The following is a 12,643-nucleotide window of genomic DNA, read 5'->3' as shown; positions in this document are numbered from 1 at the left end:
ACTAGAGTCGATGCATGACTCAGTGGGAGTACCTGACCGCACCCGTCCTCGTGCACGCGACGAAGCAGATCCTCGACAACTTCGGCCGTGAGGGCTGGGAGCTCGTCCAGATCGTGCCCGGCATGAACCCGGAGAACCTCGTGGCCTACTTCAAGCGGCCCATCGCATGAGCCGCGTGACCGACCGGCTCGCCGAGCTGGGGCTGGTCCTGCCGGAGGTGCCGGCGCCGGTGGCCGCCTACGTGCCGGCGGTCGTGTCGGGGAACCACGTCTTCACGGCCGGCCAGCTCCCGCTCTCGGACGGCTCGTTGCTCGCCACCGGCGTGGTGGGGGTCGACGTGACCCCCGAGCAGGCCACCGCCTGTGCGCACCAGTGCGCTGTCAACACCCTGGCCGCGGTGGCCTCGGTCGTCGACCTCGAGCGCGTGGTCCGCATCGTCAAGGCCACGGTCTTCGTGGCCAGCGACCCGTCGTTCACGGGTCAGCCCGCCGTCGCCAACGGCGCGAGCGAGCTCTACGGCTCGGTCTTCGGCGAGGCCGGCGTGCACGCCCGCAGCGCCGTGGGCGTCTCGGTGCTCCCGCTCGGAGCGCCCGTCGAGGTCGAGCTCGTGGTCGAGATCGCCTGATGCGCATCCCGCTCCCGGACCGCCTGCGCGCGCACGCCGAGGCCATGGGTGGCGAGGTGGCTGTGCCGCGGGACGCCTCCACGATCGTCCTGCTGCGCGACGGGTCCGACGGCGCGGAGACCTACCTCATGCGTCGCCAGACGACGATGGCCTTCGCGGCCGGGTTCTACGTGTTCCCCGGCGGCGGGGTCCAGTCGTCCGACACCGACCCGATCGCGCACGTCGGCCCCTCGTGGCAGGAGTGGGGCGACCGGCTCGGCTGCGACGCCGACCGGGCCCGTGGTCTGGTGGTGGCCGCGGTCCGCGAGACGTTCGAGGAGTCGGGCATCCTGCTCGCCGGCGCCGACGAGCACACCGTCCTGGCCGACACCTCCGGACCGGAGCTGGCCGCCGCGCGGCTGGCCCTGGAGTCCAAGGAGCTCTCGCTCGCCCAGCTCCTGGAGCAGCGCGGGCTCGTGCTGCGCACCGACCTCGTCGGAGCCTGGTCGCGCTGGATCACACCGGCCTTCGAGCCGCGACGCTACGACACCTTCTTCTTCGTCGCTGCCGTGCCCGAGGGGCAGGTCGTGGGCGAGCTCCCCGGCGAGGCCGACCGTGCCCTGTGGGCGCCGCTGAGCCGCGTGCTCGAGTCGGTCGACCGCGGCGAGGCCGTCATGATGCCGCCGACGATCGTCACGTGCCGCGAGGTCGCCGGCCTGGCGTCGGGCGAGGCCGTTGCCGCCTCGGTCGCGCGCGAGGTGCGCGCCATCGAGCCGCGGCTCGTCCAGGTGGACGGCGAGTGGTTCATCGAGAACGACAGCGACCGCTCCCCGGAGGAGGAAGCATGAGCGAGTACGAGCAGCCGGTGCAGGTGACCGACCGCGCCACCTCCGTCCTGGCCCGGAACCCCGGGATGATGACGCTCGACGGCACCAACACTTGGGTGCTGCGCGAGCCGGGCGCCGCACGCTCGGTCGTGGTGGACCCCGGACCGGCCGACGCCGCGCACCTCGACGCCGTGCTGGCCGTGGCGGGCGAGGTCGGGCTCGTGCTCTTCACGCACCACCACGGCGACCACACCGAGGCCGTCGACGAGCTGACGCGTCGCACGGGTGCGCCCGCGCGAGCCGTGTCGGCCGAGTTCTGCCGTGGCGCCGAGCCGCTCGTCGACGGCGAGGTGCTCGACGTCGACGGACTGCGCCTCGAGGTCGTGCTCACGCCCGGCCACACCCGCGACTCCACGAGCTTCCTGCTCCTCGACGAGCCCTCGCTGCTCACGGGCGACACGGTGCTGGGGCGCGGGACCACGATCATCGCGCACCCCGACGGCGTGCTCGGCCCCTACCTCGAGTCCGTGACCCGGATGCGAGGGCTGGTCACCGACGGCCGCGCCGAGCGCATCCTGCCGGGGCACGGCCCGGTGGTCACCGACGCGGGCGCGGTGCTCGACTTCTACCTGGCGCACCGCAAGGAACGGCTCGAGCAGGTCCGGGCCGCCGTGGCCGACGGCGCCACCACGGCCCGCGAGGTCGTCGAGAAGGTGTACGCCGACGTCGACGAGGTGCTCTGGCCCGCCGCAGAGCTCAGCGTCCAGGCCCAGCTGGACCACCTCGGCGTCTAGCTCCACCCGTCGTCAGGCAGGGCCGGACGAAGAACGAGGGCTCCCGGTCGCCATGGCGGCCCGTACCCCTCGTCGTTGGTCGTGGGGGAACGAAGGATGAGGGTTGGTGGTCGCTGTGGCGGCCCGTACCCCTCGTCGTTGGTCGGACCGCACGAAGAACGAGGGCTCCCGGTCGCCGTGGCGACCAGAAGCCCTCATCGTTCGTCCCAACCCGGGCAGGCCCGGGAGGTGGATCAGCGAGCGCGGCGCTGCAGGCGCTCGAGGTCGAGGATGACCACGCTGCGGGGCTCGAGGCGCAGCCAGCCGCGGGACGCGAAGTCGGCGAGGGCCTTGTTGACGGTCTCGCGCGAGGCACCGACGAGCTGGGCCAGCTCCTCCTGCGTGAGGTCGTGGTTGACGTGCACGCCGTCGTCGGCCTTGCGACCGAAACGACCCGCGAGGTCGAGCAGCGCCTTGGCGACGCGACCGGGGACGTCGGAGAAGACGAGGTCGCCGACGACCTCGTTGGTGCGCCGGAGGCGACCGGCCAGCTGGTTGAGCAGCGCCATGGCGACGTCGGCGTGCTGCAGGAGCACGGGGCTGAGTGCCTCGTGGCCCAGGCTGCGGACCTCGACGTCGGTGACCGCGGTGGCCGTCGCGGAGCGCGGGCCGGGGTCGAAGAAGGAGAGCTCGCCGAACATCTGTCCGGGGCCCAGGATGGCGAGCAGGTTCTCTCGTCCGTCGGGTGACGTGCGCCCGAGCTTGATCTTCCCGGAGGTGACGACGTAGAGCTGGTCGCCGTCGTCGCCCTCGTTGAAGAGGACCTCGCCGCGGCCGAGCGTGCGCCCCGTCATGGAGGCGTCGAGTGCCGCCGCCGAGTCCTCGTCGAGGCCGGAGAAGAGGGGTGCCTGCCGCAGCACGTCGTCGGTCACGTTGGTCCTTGTCTCTGTTGCGTCGCTCACAGTGTTGCCTACGGCGACCCACTTTTCCACACTGTCGGGCTATCCGGCGCGCGACACGTAGGGTCGGAGCGTGCCGGAAAGCGGAAAATCCCTGTCGCAGCGCCCCGAGACGACCCTCGTGAGGCGCGCACGGAAGATGCATCGCGTGCTCGCGGAGACCTATCCGGAGGCCGGGTGCGAGCTCGACTTCACGAGTCCGTTCGAGCTGCTGGTCGCCACGGTGATGTCGGCGCAGACCACCGACCGCCGCGTCAACGCCGTGACGCCGGTCCTCTTCGGCCGCTACCCCGATGCCACGGCCCTCGCGGCCGCCGACCGCGCCGACGTGGAGGAGATCATCCGCTCCACGGGGTTCTTCCGGGCCAAGACCAACAGCATCCTCGGGCTGTCGGCCGCCCTCGTGGAGGGCTTCGGCGGGGAGGTGCCCGGTCGGCTCGAGGACCTGGTGACCCTCCCGGGCGTGGGGCGCAAGACCGCCAACGTCGTGCTCGGCAACGCCTTCGACGTCCCGGGCCTCACGGTCGACACGCACTTCGCCCGGCTCGTCCGTCGCTTCGAGTGGGTCGACGGCGCGACGGCCAAGGACCCGGTCCGCACCGAGCACGCCGTGGGCGCGCTGTTCCCGCGCCAGGACTGGACGATGCTGAGCCACCGCCTCATCTGGCACGGCCGCCGACGCTGCCACGCCCGCAAGCCGGCGTGCGGCGCGTGCCCGCTGGCGCGCTGGTGCCCGAGCTTCGGGGAGGGGCCCACCGACCCCGTCGAGGCGGCCGCCCTGGTCACCACCCAGGGCCGCGCGTGAGCACGTCTGGGAGAGCCCTGGAAGAATTCGCCTCATGACCCTCGACGGACTGCCGCCGTGGCTGCGGCCGCTCGCCGAGATGGCGTCGTCGGTGCAGGCCGAGCAGCTGGCCCCGCGGTTCCCGCACCCGCCGGCCGACGCTCGGCCGGCCGCCGTCCTGATCTGCTTCGCGGACGGTCCCGACGGGCCTGAGCTCCTGCTCACCGAGCGGGCCGCCACGTTGCGCAACCATGCCGGCCAGATCTCGTTCCCGGGTGGCGCCACCGACCCCGAGGACGACGGCCCCGTCGATACGGCCCTGCGCGAGGCGCAGGAGGAGGTGGGACTCGACCCCTCCGAGGTGGAGGTGTTCGGGACCCTGCCCACGCTGTGGCTGCCGCCCAGCAACTTCGCCGTCACGCCGGTGCTCGGCTACTGGACCGCGCCGCGCGCCCTCGAGCCCGTCTCGGCCGCCGAGGTCGGGCACGTCCTGCACCACCCGATCCGCAACCTCGTGGAGCCGGCCAACCGGTTCAGCGTCGAGCATCCCTCGGGCTGGCGCGGACCGGCCTTCGAGGTGGGCACCGAGGTCCCGCTCTGGGGCTTCACCGCAGGCGTCATCTCGCGGCTCTTCGAGGCCGTCGGCTGGGAGAAGCCCTGGGACGAGTCCGTCACGAGACCGTTGCCGGGGCTCGGATGAGCTCCCTCGACGTCCTGATCGTCCTGGTCATGCTGGCCTACGCGGTCTCGGGCTACGTGCAGGGATTCGTCGTCAACCTCATCGGCACGGCCGGCCTGCTGGTCGGAGGGCTCATCGGCATCGCCGTCGTGCCGCGGGTCCTCGGCGACGACGACCCGACTCTCACGACCTCGCTCCTCGCGCTCGGCATCGTCGTGGCCGGAGCCGGGATCGGCCAGGCCCTCGGCACGTACGTCGGCTCCGACCTGCGTGGCGCGCTGCGGGCCGCTCCGCTGCGCCGTCTCGACGCCGTCGGTGGTGCTGCGCTCAGCATGGCCGTGGTCCTGGTGGCGTCGTGGGCCCTCGGCTACTCGGTGAGCGGGACCTCCATCCCCTACCTCGCCAAGGAGTCGCGCTCGTCCGCCATCCTGGGCAAGGTCGACTCGATCATGCCGGGGCAGGCCTCGCAGGCGCTGCGGACGTTCAACAAGGTCCTCGACGCCAACCTCTTCCCGCGCTACATCGATCCGTTCGCCGACGAGAAGATCGTCGCCGTCGGTCCGCCGAGCGACGACATCATCAAGGACCCGGAGGTCCGGACCGCCTCCGAGAGCGTGGTCAAGATCCTGGGCGTGGCCCGGTGCGACCGCGGCATCGAGGGCTCGGGGTTCGTCTACGCGCAGGACCGTGTCATGACCAACGCCCACGTGGTGGCCGGGGTGAGCGAGCCCACCGTCACCGTCGAGGGCGAGCGCCGCAGGGCCAGGGTCGTGCTGTTCGACCCCAAGCTCGACATCGCGGTGCTGTCGGTCGAAGGCCTGGGCCTGGACCCGCTCAGCTTCGACACCGGCGGTGCGGCCGGCGACGACGCGGCCATCCTCGGCTTCCCCGAGAACGGCCCCTTCGACGCCCGCGCGGCCCGTATCCGCGACCGCATCACCCTGCGCAGCCCCGACATCTACGACCGTGGCCAGGTGCTGCGGCAGACCTTCGCGGTCCGCGGTCTGGTGCGCTCAGGCAACTCCGGTGGACCGCTCGTCTCGCCCGACGGCGACGTCCTCGGCGTGATCTTCGCGGCCTCCGTGGCCGACGGCTCCACCGGCTACGCTGTCACCGCCGAGCAGGTGCAGGACGACGCAGCGCGCGGCCGGACCGCTTCCTCGGCCGTCGACACGGGCGAGTGCGCCTGATGCGCTCCGTCGCCTCGCTCGCGGCGTGGGTCGTGGCCGTCCTCGCCGTGGTGGTGGCGCTCCCCGCCGGGTGGACGGCCACCCACGTCACGTCGGAGGACGGCTTCGTGTCCCTCGTCGGTCCGCTCGTCCAGGACGAGCAGGTCCGCGATGCCGTGATCGACGAGGTCACTGCCGCCCTGGTCGACGACGCTGCCCTGCCGGTCTCGGTGCCGGCGAGCCTGGAGGAGGTCGTGCGGTCCGCCGTGCGAGCGGCTGCCGAGCGGGTGGCCGGGGACCCTGGGTGGCAGCAGGCCTGGGACGAGTCGATCGCCCGCACGCACCGCTCGCTGTTCCAGCAGACCGACGGGCCCGGCTACTTCAGCATCGACGCCGCCCCGGTGGCCGACTACGTGCTCGACAAGATCACGGGCTCGCTGCCGGTGCAGATCAATGCACCCAGCACGGTGCCGGTGGTGCTCGAGACCGTCGAGGACGACACCGCGCTGGAGGTGGCCCGGCAGGCCCCCACGGCGGCCGTCGTCGGGGGGCTGGTGGCGCTGCTCGCCGCGCTCGCCTCGGTCGCACTCGCCCGCCGACGGGGCGTCGCCGTGGCGGGCCTCGGCGTCGGCCTCCTGCTCTCCGCCGCCGTGCTGTGGCCGGCGCTCGGCTCCGTCGCCGACGCGGCGCTCGACGAGCCAGCGACCGGCGGCGAGGTGGCCCGGACGGTGCGGGACAGACTCGTCCAGCTCACCCAGGACAGCGCGCAGGGCTGGCTGACCACCACGGCGGTCGCGGGCGTCGTCCTGCTGGTCCTGGGCGCCGTCGTCGCAGCCGTGGCGGGACGACGGCGCTGAGCCTCAGCGACGCGGGAGCGACGCGGGCTTCTGGCCCTTGAGCGCGGCCGGGATCTCCTTGGCGGTGGAGATGGTCTTCTCGGGAGCGCGGATCTTCTTGATCTTCTTGATGCCCACGAGGACGAGGAGCACGATCAGCAGCAGGTAGACGCCCGACACGATCAGGAAGCACCAGGCGGGGTGCAGCCCGGTCATGGTGAGGAAGTACGCGAACGCGATCGAGAGCAGGATCGTGATGAGGATCCCGAGGAAGCCGGCCACCAGGAACAGCGCGGCGCCGATCCCGCCGGCCGTGGCGCTCACCTTGAGCTCGGTCTTGGCCAGGCGGATCTCCGACTGCACGAGGGCGGAGATGTCGCGGCTGACCTCGGCGACCAGCTTGCCGACGGTGGGCTGCTCCTCGGCGACGGGTGCGGGAGTCGTGGACTCGCTGCTGCTCATGATCACGAGCCTACAAGTGACCGACGGTCCCCCGCGACGGGAGCGGCGGGACGCGGCGGCCGTGAGGAGGTCAGGCCGCGCCGAGCAGGCGCAGGATGAGCCCTGTGGCGATGGCGCCCATGATCACGGACGTCGAGAAGACGAGGTCGGTGCGTGTGGTGTCGGTGTCCATGGCTCCACCGTGACCCGCGCAGGTGAGAGGTACCTGAACTGAGGCTGTCGACTTGCCGTCAATCGGGTGACCCCGATGCACGAGAACAACGTCACAACCATGCCCTGACCTGCGACGATGCATTCCCACTAGCATGAGTCGAAGCCCCAGGGCCCGATGGTGAGGAGGTGTTGCATGGTCACGTCACGTCAGGCACGTGGCAAGTTCGCCAACGCCTTCGCCGCCTTCGTCCAGACCGACGTCCCGTACAAGCTCGCCGTCATGATGTGCGGCTTCCTGCCCGCGCAGCTGGCCGCGGCGTTCGTCATCTGGTGGACGACCCGCGAGTCCGGGGTCGTCCGGATGGCCGTCCTCGACGAGTCGCTGCTCTACGGCATCGGCGTGGTCGCCTTCGGACTCGTCATCAGCTGGATCGCCACGGCTCGACACTGGCCTGGCAAGCCCGTGCTCTACGTGGCCCTCGCGCTGTACTCCAGCTACATGGTCCACCTCGTCCACGTGCTGGGGATGTGGAGCACGCCGTACCTCATGCTCGTGCCGGTCGTGGCCTTCGTGTGCGGGGTCGTGTTCGGTCCGCGGGCCGGCTGGTTCTCCCTCGGCACGTCGACGGTCCTCATCGTGGTGACCGAGGTGCTGCGCTTCTCCGACGTCCTCGAGTACGCGCCGGCCGTGCGGCACGACGCCATCGGCGCGTCCCCCAACGGCTGGTGGGTGGCGTCGGCTGTCGTGCCGCTCGCCGGCTTCGTGATCGGCACCTTCACCATGACGATGGCCGTCGTGCTGGCCGCCGAGCTCCAGGCACGGCGGCTCGACATGCAGGCCGAGACGCTGCGTCGCAGCCACGCCATGATCCGCCGGTACGTGCCGTCCCAGGTGGTCGACGCGGTCGTGGCCGGCGGCGAGAGCGTCACCGCCCACGAGCGTCGCAAGGTCACCGTGTTCTTCTCCGACATCGTCGGCTTCACCGAGATGGTCGACCGCATGGAGCCGGAGGAGCTGTCGCGCGTCCTCAACGACTACTTCACCGCCATGACGCTCATCGCCGAGAAGTACGACGGCACGATCGACGAGCTCATCGGCGACGCCGTGCTCATCCTGTTCGGCGCCCCGAGCACCACCAACGACCGTGACCACGCGATGCGCGCGGTCCGGATGGCTCTGGACATGCAGGCGTCGGTGGGCCGGTTGAACGCCGAGTGGATGAACGCGGGCATCGACGCCGAGATGCGCGTGCGCATGGCCATCGACACCGGCGTGGTCACCGTGGGCAACTTCGGCTCCTCGGGACGGATGAAGTACGCGGCGCTCGGTCGTGCGGTGAACGTGGCTGCCCGGCTCCAGACGCTGGCCGTGCCGGGCCGCCTGCTGGTCAGCCACCCGACGTTCCTGCTCGTGCGCGAGGCCGTCGCGTACGAGGAGAAGGGCGAGGTGGAGCTCAAGGGCGTCCACCACCCCATCCGCACCTACGAGATCGAGGCCATGGTCCCGTAGCCCCGGGCGGTGGATCTCCCACCGAAAGCGAGGCGACGGGGTCGAGCGGTGGATCTGCCACCGTATGAACGCTCATACGGTGGTGGATCCACCGCCCGCCGCTTGTGGACGACGGTCGGTCGTGCACAGGCCGAGCGATCGGCCCTTTCCCGTTCGGCCGTCTGACGCTGAGGTCGGAAGATGCGTCGCCCTTCTCCTCTCCCTCCTCAGCTCCTCCGCCGACCGTTCCACCGTGCGGAGGCTGTGCAGCTGGGAGTGTCGTCCCGCATGCTCGAGCACCGTCGGTTCGTCGAGCTCCTGCCGCAGGTGTACGTCCACCCCGAGGCTGACTTCGGACCGCGCTCCCTCACCTCGATCCAGTGGATCCACGCCGCACGACTCGCGTTGCCGTCCGACGCGGTGCTGAGCCACCAGACCCGCTTCGTCGAGCTGGGGCTGGAGATCGGGGCGCTGCTCCCGCTGCACTTCACGGTCGGCCGGGACCTGCACCTCGCCTTCGACACGATCATGCTCCACCGGACCGAGGTCCTGCCGCTGCACGACGAGCTCGGTGTCAGCATCGAGGCGGCCTTCCTGGGCGTCGCAGCCACGATGCGACTGATCGACGTGATCAAGGTCGGCGACTGGCTGATGCACCGTCGGCATCTCGACCTGGCGCGGCTCAGGACCCTCGTGATCACGGACGACTGGCGTCCGGGGATCGCCACCGTCGAGAGAGCCCTGCCGCACCTGGAGCCGCGAAGCCGTTCGCTGCTGGAGTCCGAGGGACGGATCTTCCTGACGTTCGCCGGTCTCCCACCGCCTGCTTCGAACCTCGACATCTACGAGGACCACGAGTTCCTGGGCTGCGGCGACCTGGCCATGCCCGACCTGAGGATGGTCGTGGAGATCGAGGGTCGACAGCATGCTCTCGACATGCGCCAGTTCCACCACGACATCGGCAGGTACGCCCGCTTCCGCGACGCGGACTGGGCCTACGTCCAGGCGACCGCGCGGCACCTCAGCTGGCCCAAGGCATACGTCCTCAACGTCCACCGGGTGATGCGCGACCGTGGATACGTCGGCCCGGCCCCGATCTTCGGTCGGCGCTGGGACCGGCTCTTCCTCGCCCCTCGCCGCCACCGCCCCGGGCGGTGACTCCTCCACCGTATGAGCGCTCATACGGTGGTAGATCCACCGCCCGCAGGGGCGGTGGCTCATTCGGTGGTAGATCCACCGCTCAGCGGGCGGGGGAGCGGTCGACGTCGAGGTGCTCGGGGGTGTGCAGGCGCACCATGGTGCGGCTCGTGCCGGGTGGGACGGAGCCGCGGGTGAGCAGCGAGACCGCGATCATGAGGCCGAATCCGACGGGTGCGGACCACGCGGCGGGCTGGGCCAGGAGAGCGCCGGCCCAGCCCTCGGGGTGTGCGGCGAGCGTGACGACCGAGCCGGCCACGGCACACACGCCGCCGCCGGCGAGCCCGGCCATCGCACCGGCCGCCGTGAGTCCGCGCCACCAGATGCCCAGGACGAGCAGCGGCGAGAACGTCGAGGCGGCCAGGGCGAACGCGAAGGCCACGGAGCTGGCCACCGAGACCGACTCTGACCCGAGCGCGAGGCCGAGCGGGACGAGCACGCAGGCGGCGGCCGAGACCCGCAGCGCCGTGATGGGCGGGACACGACGGGCCGTCGGCGGCCACCGGTTGATGGACTGACCCATGACGCCCGCGATGGCCATGGTGACTCCGCACGACGTGGACAGGAACGCCGCGAAGGCGCCGGCGGTGACGAGGGCTCCGAGCAGGTCGGCGGCCGTGCCGTCGTAGAGCCGGCCGGGCAGCGCGAGGACCACCGTGTCGGCTGCCCGACCGGCCACGAGGTCGCCCGCGTAGATCCGTCCGAGCACGCCGTAGAGGGTGGGCAGGAGGTAGAAGCCGCCCAGGAGCCCGAGCACGAGCAGGGTGGTGCGGCGGGCCGCATGACCGTCGGGGTTGGTGTAGAAGCGGACCACCACGTGCGGCAGACCCATCGTGCCGAGGAAGGTGGCGGCGAGGAGCGAGTAGGTCGTGTAGAGCGCCATGCCGTCGCCGCCGCTCGTGGGCAGGAGCCAGTCGGCGTCGGCCACGGGAGACGGCCGACCGTCGCGCTGCCAGGCCAGCAGGAGGAAGAACGCCGGGACGAGCAGCGCCGAGAGCTTGAGCCAGTACTGGAAGGCCTGCACGAAGGTGATGCCACGCATGCCGCCGGCCACGACGTTCACGACGACGATGACCGCCACCAGCACCGACCCCACCCACGGTGCCGCGCCGGTGACCACGGCCAGGGTGAGTCCGGCGCCCTGGAACTGGGGCAGCAGGTAGAGCCAGCCCACCGCCACGACGAGGACGGTGGCTGCTCTCCGGACGGCGACGGACTGCAGCCGCAGCTGGGCGAAGTCGGGCACCGTGTAGGCCCCGGAGCGGCGCAGGGGAGCGGCCACGAACACGAGGAGGAAGAGGTATCCCGCGGTCCAGCCGATGGGGTACCAGAGCATGTCGGGACCGTTGGCGAGGACGAGGCCGGCGACGCCGAGGAAGCTCGCGGCAGACAGGTACTCACCTCCGATGGCCGAGCTGTTGAGCACCGGGCTCACGGACCGGGACGCCACGTAGAAGTCGCTCGTGGTGCGGCTGACGCGCATGGTCAGGGCGCCGATCGTGAGCGTGGCCAGGCTGACGAGCGTGACCGCTGCGATGCCCCACCCGGTAGACATCAGAGCTCCTGGTCGTGCTGCTCGACCAGCCCGGCGAAGTCCTGCTCGGCGCGCTCGGCCTGCCGCACGTAGAGCCAGGCCACCACGATCAGCACGGGATACACCGCCACGCCGAGCAGCAACCAGGGGAGAGGGACGCCGAGCAGACGAGCGGTGGTGACGTCGTCGACGAGCACGAAGACGAGGGGGAGCGACGCCACGAGCAGCAGCACCGTGGCCACGACGGTGAGGGCGGCCCTGAGCTGGCTCCGCACGAGCGACCGGACGTAGAGCTCACCGATCGTGGTGGACTCGTCGATCTCCTGCCGCACGCTGCGGGGCGATCGCGACGACGCCTCGACGAGCGGGTTCACCACCCGGACGCGACGGCCGGTGGGGGCGGGCTCGTCCGTCCCGGCACTCATGCGCCGCGGTCGGTCAGGAGCTCGCGCACCGCTCGGGTGTGCCGGCGGGCCACGGCCAGCTCCACGAGCCGGTCGCCCGAGGGCACCACCACGCTCGTCCGCCCGGCCGCCTGCCGGAGCTCGCGGACGTGGGCGAGGTTGACCACGATGCTGCGGTGCACGCGCGCAAATCCCGCAGGTGCCCAGTCGTCGGCGAGACCGCTGAGGGCGGTGCGGATGAGGTGGTGCGCGCCGTCGGCGGTGTGGAGACGCACGTAGTCGCCGTTGGCCTCGGCGTACGTGACGCGGGAGCGCTGCACGAACCGCGTGACGCCGGCGAGCTCGACGGTGATGGTCTCGTCGGCCGGTTCCGACGGGTCGACGTCCTGGCCGGCGCGGCGGATGCTCTCGGCCAGACGCTCCTCGCGGATGGGCTTGAGCAGGTAGTCGACCGCGCCCAGCTCGAACGCGTCGACGGCGTGGTTGTCGTGGGCCGTCACGAAGACGATGTGCGGCCGGTGTCGGAACTGGGCCACCACGCGGGCGATGTCGATGCCGCTGAGCCCGGGCATGGCGACGTCGAGGAACATCAGGTCGACGTCGCCGGCCTCGAGCCGGCGAAGCGCCTCAGCACCGGACCGGGCCGTGTCGACGGCACCGATGCGGTCGTCGCGTCCGAGGAGGAAGACGAGCTCGTCGCGGGCCGGCTGCTCGTCGTCGACGACGAGGGTCCTCAGTCCCGTGGTGCTCGTCATCGGGACATCCTCGCGCCG

15 protein-coding genes are annotated in these 12,643 nt (G+C 71.4%); 10 read left to right on the top strand and 5 right to left on the bottom strand.

From position 1 onward, the window contains the following. The first annotated feature begins 14 nt into the window (after positions 1 to 14). From ASD11_RS18205 to ASD11_RS13940, 4 genes are read left to right on the top strand one after another with little or no spacing between them, the layout of a single operon-like run. Entirely contained in the window at positions 15 to 170 is a 156-nt protein-coding gene (locus ASD11_RS18205; RefSeq protein ID WP_156464729.1) for a DUF4177 domain-containing protein, read from the top strand. After that, on the top strand, positions 167 to 625 hold the full coding sequence (locus ASD11_RS13950) for a RidA family protein (protein ID WP_056288114.1): 459 nt from the start codon (positions 167 to 169) through the stop codon (positions 623 to 625). The genes ASD11_RS18205 and ASD11_RS13950 overlap by 4 nt, the downstream gene beginning before the upstream one ends. After that, on the top strand, positions 625 to 1,452 hold the full coding sequence (locus ASD11_RS13945; protein ID WP_156464728.1) for an NUDIX hydrolase: 828 nt from the start codon (positions 625 to 627) through the stop codon (positions 1,450 to 1,452). Before ASD11_RS13950 ends, ASD11_RS13945 begins: the two co-directional genes overlap by 1 nt. Further along, the gene (locus tag ASD11_RS13940) at positions 1,449 to 2,225 is read left to right on the top strand and encodes an MBL fold metallo-hydrolase (RefSeq protein ID WP_056288111.1); all 777 of its coding nucleotides are present in this window, start codon (positions 1,449 to 1,451) and stop codon (positions 2,223 to 2,225) included. Before ASD11_RS13945 ends, ASD11_RS13940 begins: the two co-directional genes overlap by 4 nt. A gap of 233 nt (positions 2,226 to 2,458) precedes the next feature. On the opposite strand, the gene ASD11_RS13935 is transcribed toward ASD11_RS13940, so the two are convergent. Continuing rightward, positions 2,459 to 3,136 carry a Crp/Fnr family transcriptional regulator gene (locus ASD11_RS13935; protein ID WP_056288109.1) on the bottom strand — a complete coding sequence of 226 codons (678 nt, stop codon included), beginning with the start codon at positions 3,134 to 3,136 and terminating at the stop codon, positions 2,459 to 2,461. A gap of 166 nt (positions 3,137 to 3,302) precedes the next feature. On the opposite strand from ASD11_RS13935, the gene nth reads away from it, so the two are divergent. From nth to ASD11_RS13915, 4 genes are read left to right on the top strand one after another with little or no spacing between them, the layout of a single operon-like run. After that, positions 3,303 to 3,968, top strand: coding sequence for an endonuclease III (gene nth / locus ASD11_RS13930; protein ID WP_056288106.1), 666 nt, complete (start codon positions 3,303 to 3,305; stop codon positions 3,966 to 3,968). Between the two features lie 34 nt (positions 3,969 to 4,002). Beyond that, entirely contained in the window at positions 4,003 to 4,647 is a 645-nt protein-coding gene (locus ASD11_RS13925) for an NUDIX hydrolase (protein ID WP_056288104.1), read from the top strand. Continuing rightward, positions 4,644 to 5,816, top strand: coding sequence for a MarP family serine protease (locus ASD11_RS13920; RefSeq protein ID WP_056288102.1), 1,173 nt, complete (start codon positions 4,644 to 4,646; stop codon positions 5,814 to 5,816). Before ASD11_RS13925 ends, ASD11_RS13920 begins: the two co-directional genes overlap by 4 nt. Continuing rightward, entirely contained in the window at positions 5,816 to 6,652 is an 837-nt protein-coding gene (locus ASD11_RS13915; RefSeq protein WP_156464727.1) for a hypothetical protein, read from the top strand. Before ASD11_RS13920 ends, ASD11_RS13915 begins: the two co-directional genes overlap by 1 nt. Positions 6,653 to 6,655: 3 nt before the next feature. Here the strand turns inward: ASD11_RS13915 and ASD11_RS13910 are convergent, their stop codons facing one another. Next, a complete protein-coding gene (locus tag ASD11_RS13910) occupies positions 6,656 to 7,093 on the bottom strand; it encodes a phage holin family protein (RefSeq protein WP_056288932.1) in 438 nt (145 codons plus the stop codon). A gap of 346 nt (positions 7,094 to 7,439) precedes the next feature. Here ASD11_RS13910 and ASD11_RS13905 point away from each other — a divergent pair, with 346 nt between their 5' ends. Both ASD11_RS13905 and ASD11_RS13900 read left to right on the top strand, forming a co-directional pair. Then, a complete protein-coding gene (locus ASD11_RS13905) occupies positions 7,440 to 8,756 on the top strand; it encodes an adenylate/guanylate cyclase domain-containing protein (RefSeq protein ID WP_056288098.1) in 1,317 nt (438 codons plus the stop codon). 267 nt (positions 8,757 to 9,023) lie between these two features. Next, entirely contained in the window at positions 9,024 to 9,893 is an 870-nt protein-coding gene (locus ASD11_RS13900; RefSeq protein ID WP_056288096.1) for a hypothetical protein, read from the top strand. 82 nt (positions 9,894 to 9,975) lie between these two features. Here ASD11_RS13900 and ASD11_RS13895 read toward each other — a convergent pair whose 3' ends face one another. Genes ASD11_RS13895 through ASD11_RS13885 form a run of 3 tightly spaced genes read right to left on the bottom strand, consistent with a single transcriptional unit; the run spans position 9,976 to position 12,625 of the window. Further along, a complete protein-coding gene (locus ASD11_RS13895; protein WP_056288095.1) occupies positions 9,976 to 11,487 on the bottom strand; it encodes a sodium/solute symporter in 1,512 nt (503 codons plus the stop codon). After that, positions 11,487 to 11,891: a hypothetical protein gene (locus ASD11_RS13890; protein ID WP_056288092.1), complete on the bottom strand. Its 405-nt coding sequence runs from the start codon at positions 11,889 to 11,891 to the stop codon at positions 11,487 to 11,489. Before ASD11_RS13890 ends, ASD11_RS13895 begins: the two co-directional genes overlap by 1 nt. Beyond that, a complete protein-coding gene (locus tag ASD11_RS13885) occupies positions 11,888 to 12,625 on the bottom strand; it encodes a LytR/AlgR family response regulator transcription factor (protein ID WP_056288091.1) in 738 nt (245 codons plus the stop codon). The genes ASD11_RS13890 and ASD11_RS13885 overlap by 4 nt, the downstream gene beginning before the upstream one ends. Between the last annotated feature and the right edge of the window lie 18 nt (positions 12,626 to 12,643).

It is taken from the genome of Aeromicrobium sp. Root495 (assembly GCF_001426755.1).
In the GTDB taxonomy this organism is placed as follows: Bacteria; Actinomycetota; Actinomycetes; order Propionibacteriales; family Nocardioidaceae; genus Aeromicrobium.
This window is presented reverse-complemented; position numbering and strand designations above follow the sequence as displayed.

Excerpts from the sequence above, each read along its gene's own strand:
- ASD11_RS18205 (WP_156464729.1), top strand. The coding sequence starts at position 15 with ATGACTCAGTGGGAGTACCTGACCGCACCCGTCCTCGTGCACGCGACG.
- ASD11_RS13950 (WP_056288114.1), top strand. The coding sequence starts at position 167 with ATGAGCCGCGTGACCGACCGGCTCGCCGAGCTGGGGCTGGTCCTGCCG.
- ASD11_RS13945 (WP_156464728.1), top strand. The coding sequence starts at position 625 with ATGCGCATCCCGCTCCCGGACCGCCTGCGCGCGCACGCCGAGGCCATG.
- ASD11_RS13940 (WP_056288111.1), top strand. The coding sequence starts at position 1,449 with ATGAGCGAGTACGAGCAGCCGGTGCAGGTGACCGACCGCGCCACCTCC.
- nth (WP_056288106.1), top strand. The coding sequence starts at position 3,303 with ATGCATCGCGTGCTCGCGGAGACCTATCCGGAGGCCGGGTGCGAGCTC.
- ASD11_RS13925 (WP_056288104.1), top strand. The coding sequence starts at position 4,003 with ATGACCCTCGACGGACTGCCGCCGTGGCTGCGGCCGCTCGCCGAGATG.
- ASD11_RS13920 (WP_056288102.1), top strand. The coding sequence starts at position 4,644 with ATGAGCTCCCTCGACGTCCTGATCGTCCTGGTCATGCTGGCCTACGCG.
- ASD11_RS13915 (WP_156464727.1), top strand. The coding sequence starts at position 5,816 with ATGCGCTCCGTCGCCTCGCTCGCGGCGTGGGTCGTGGCCGTCCTCGCC.
- ASD11_RS13910 (WP_056288932.1), bottom strand. The coding sequence starts at position 7,093 with ATGAGCAGCAGCGAGTCCACGACTCCCGCACCCGTCGCCGAGGAGCAG.
- ASD11_RS13905 (WP_056288098.1), top strand. The coding sequence starts at position 7,440 with ATGGTCACGTCACGTCAGGCACGTGGCAAGTTCGCCAACGCCTTCGCC.
- ASD11_RS13900 (WP_056288096.1), top strand. The coding sequence starts at position 9,024 with ATGCTCGAGCACCGTCGGTTCGTCGAGCTCCTGCCGCAGGTGTACGTC.
- ASD11_RS13895 (WP_056288095.1), bottom strand. The coding sequence starts at position 11,487 with ATGTCTACCGGGTGGGGCATCGCAGCGGTCACGCTCGTCAGCCTGGCC.
- ASD11_RS13890 (WP_056288092.1), bottom strand. The coding sequence starts at position 11,891 with ATGAGTGCCGGGACGGACGAGCCCGCCCCCACCGGCCGTCGCGTCCGG.
- ASD11_RS13885 (WP_056288091.1), bottom strand. The coding sequence starts at position 12,625 with ATGACGAGCACCACGGGACTGAGGACCCTCGTCGTCGACGACGAGCAG.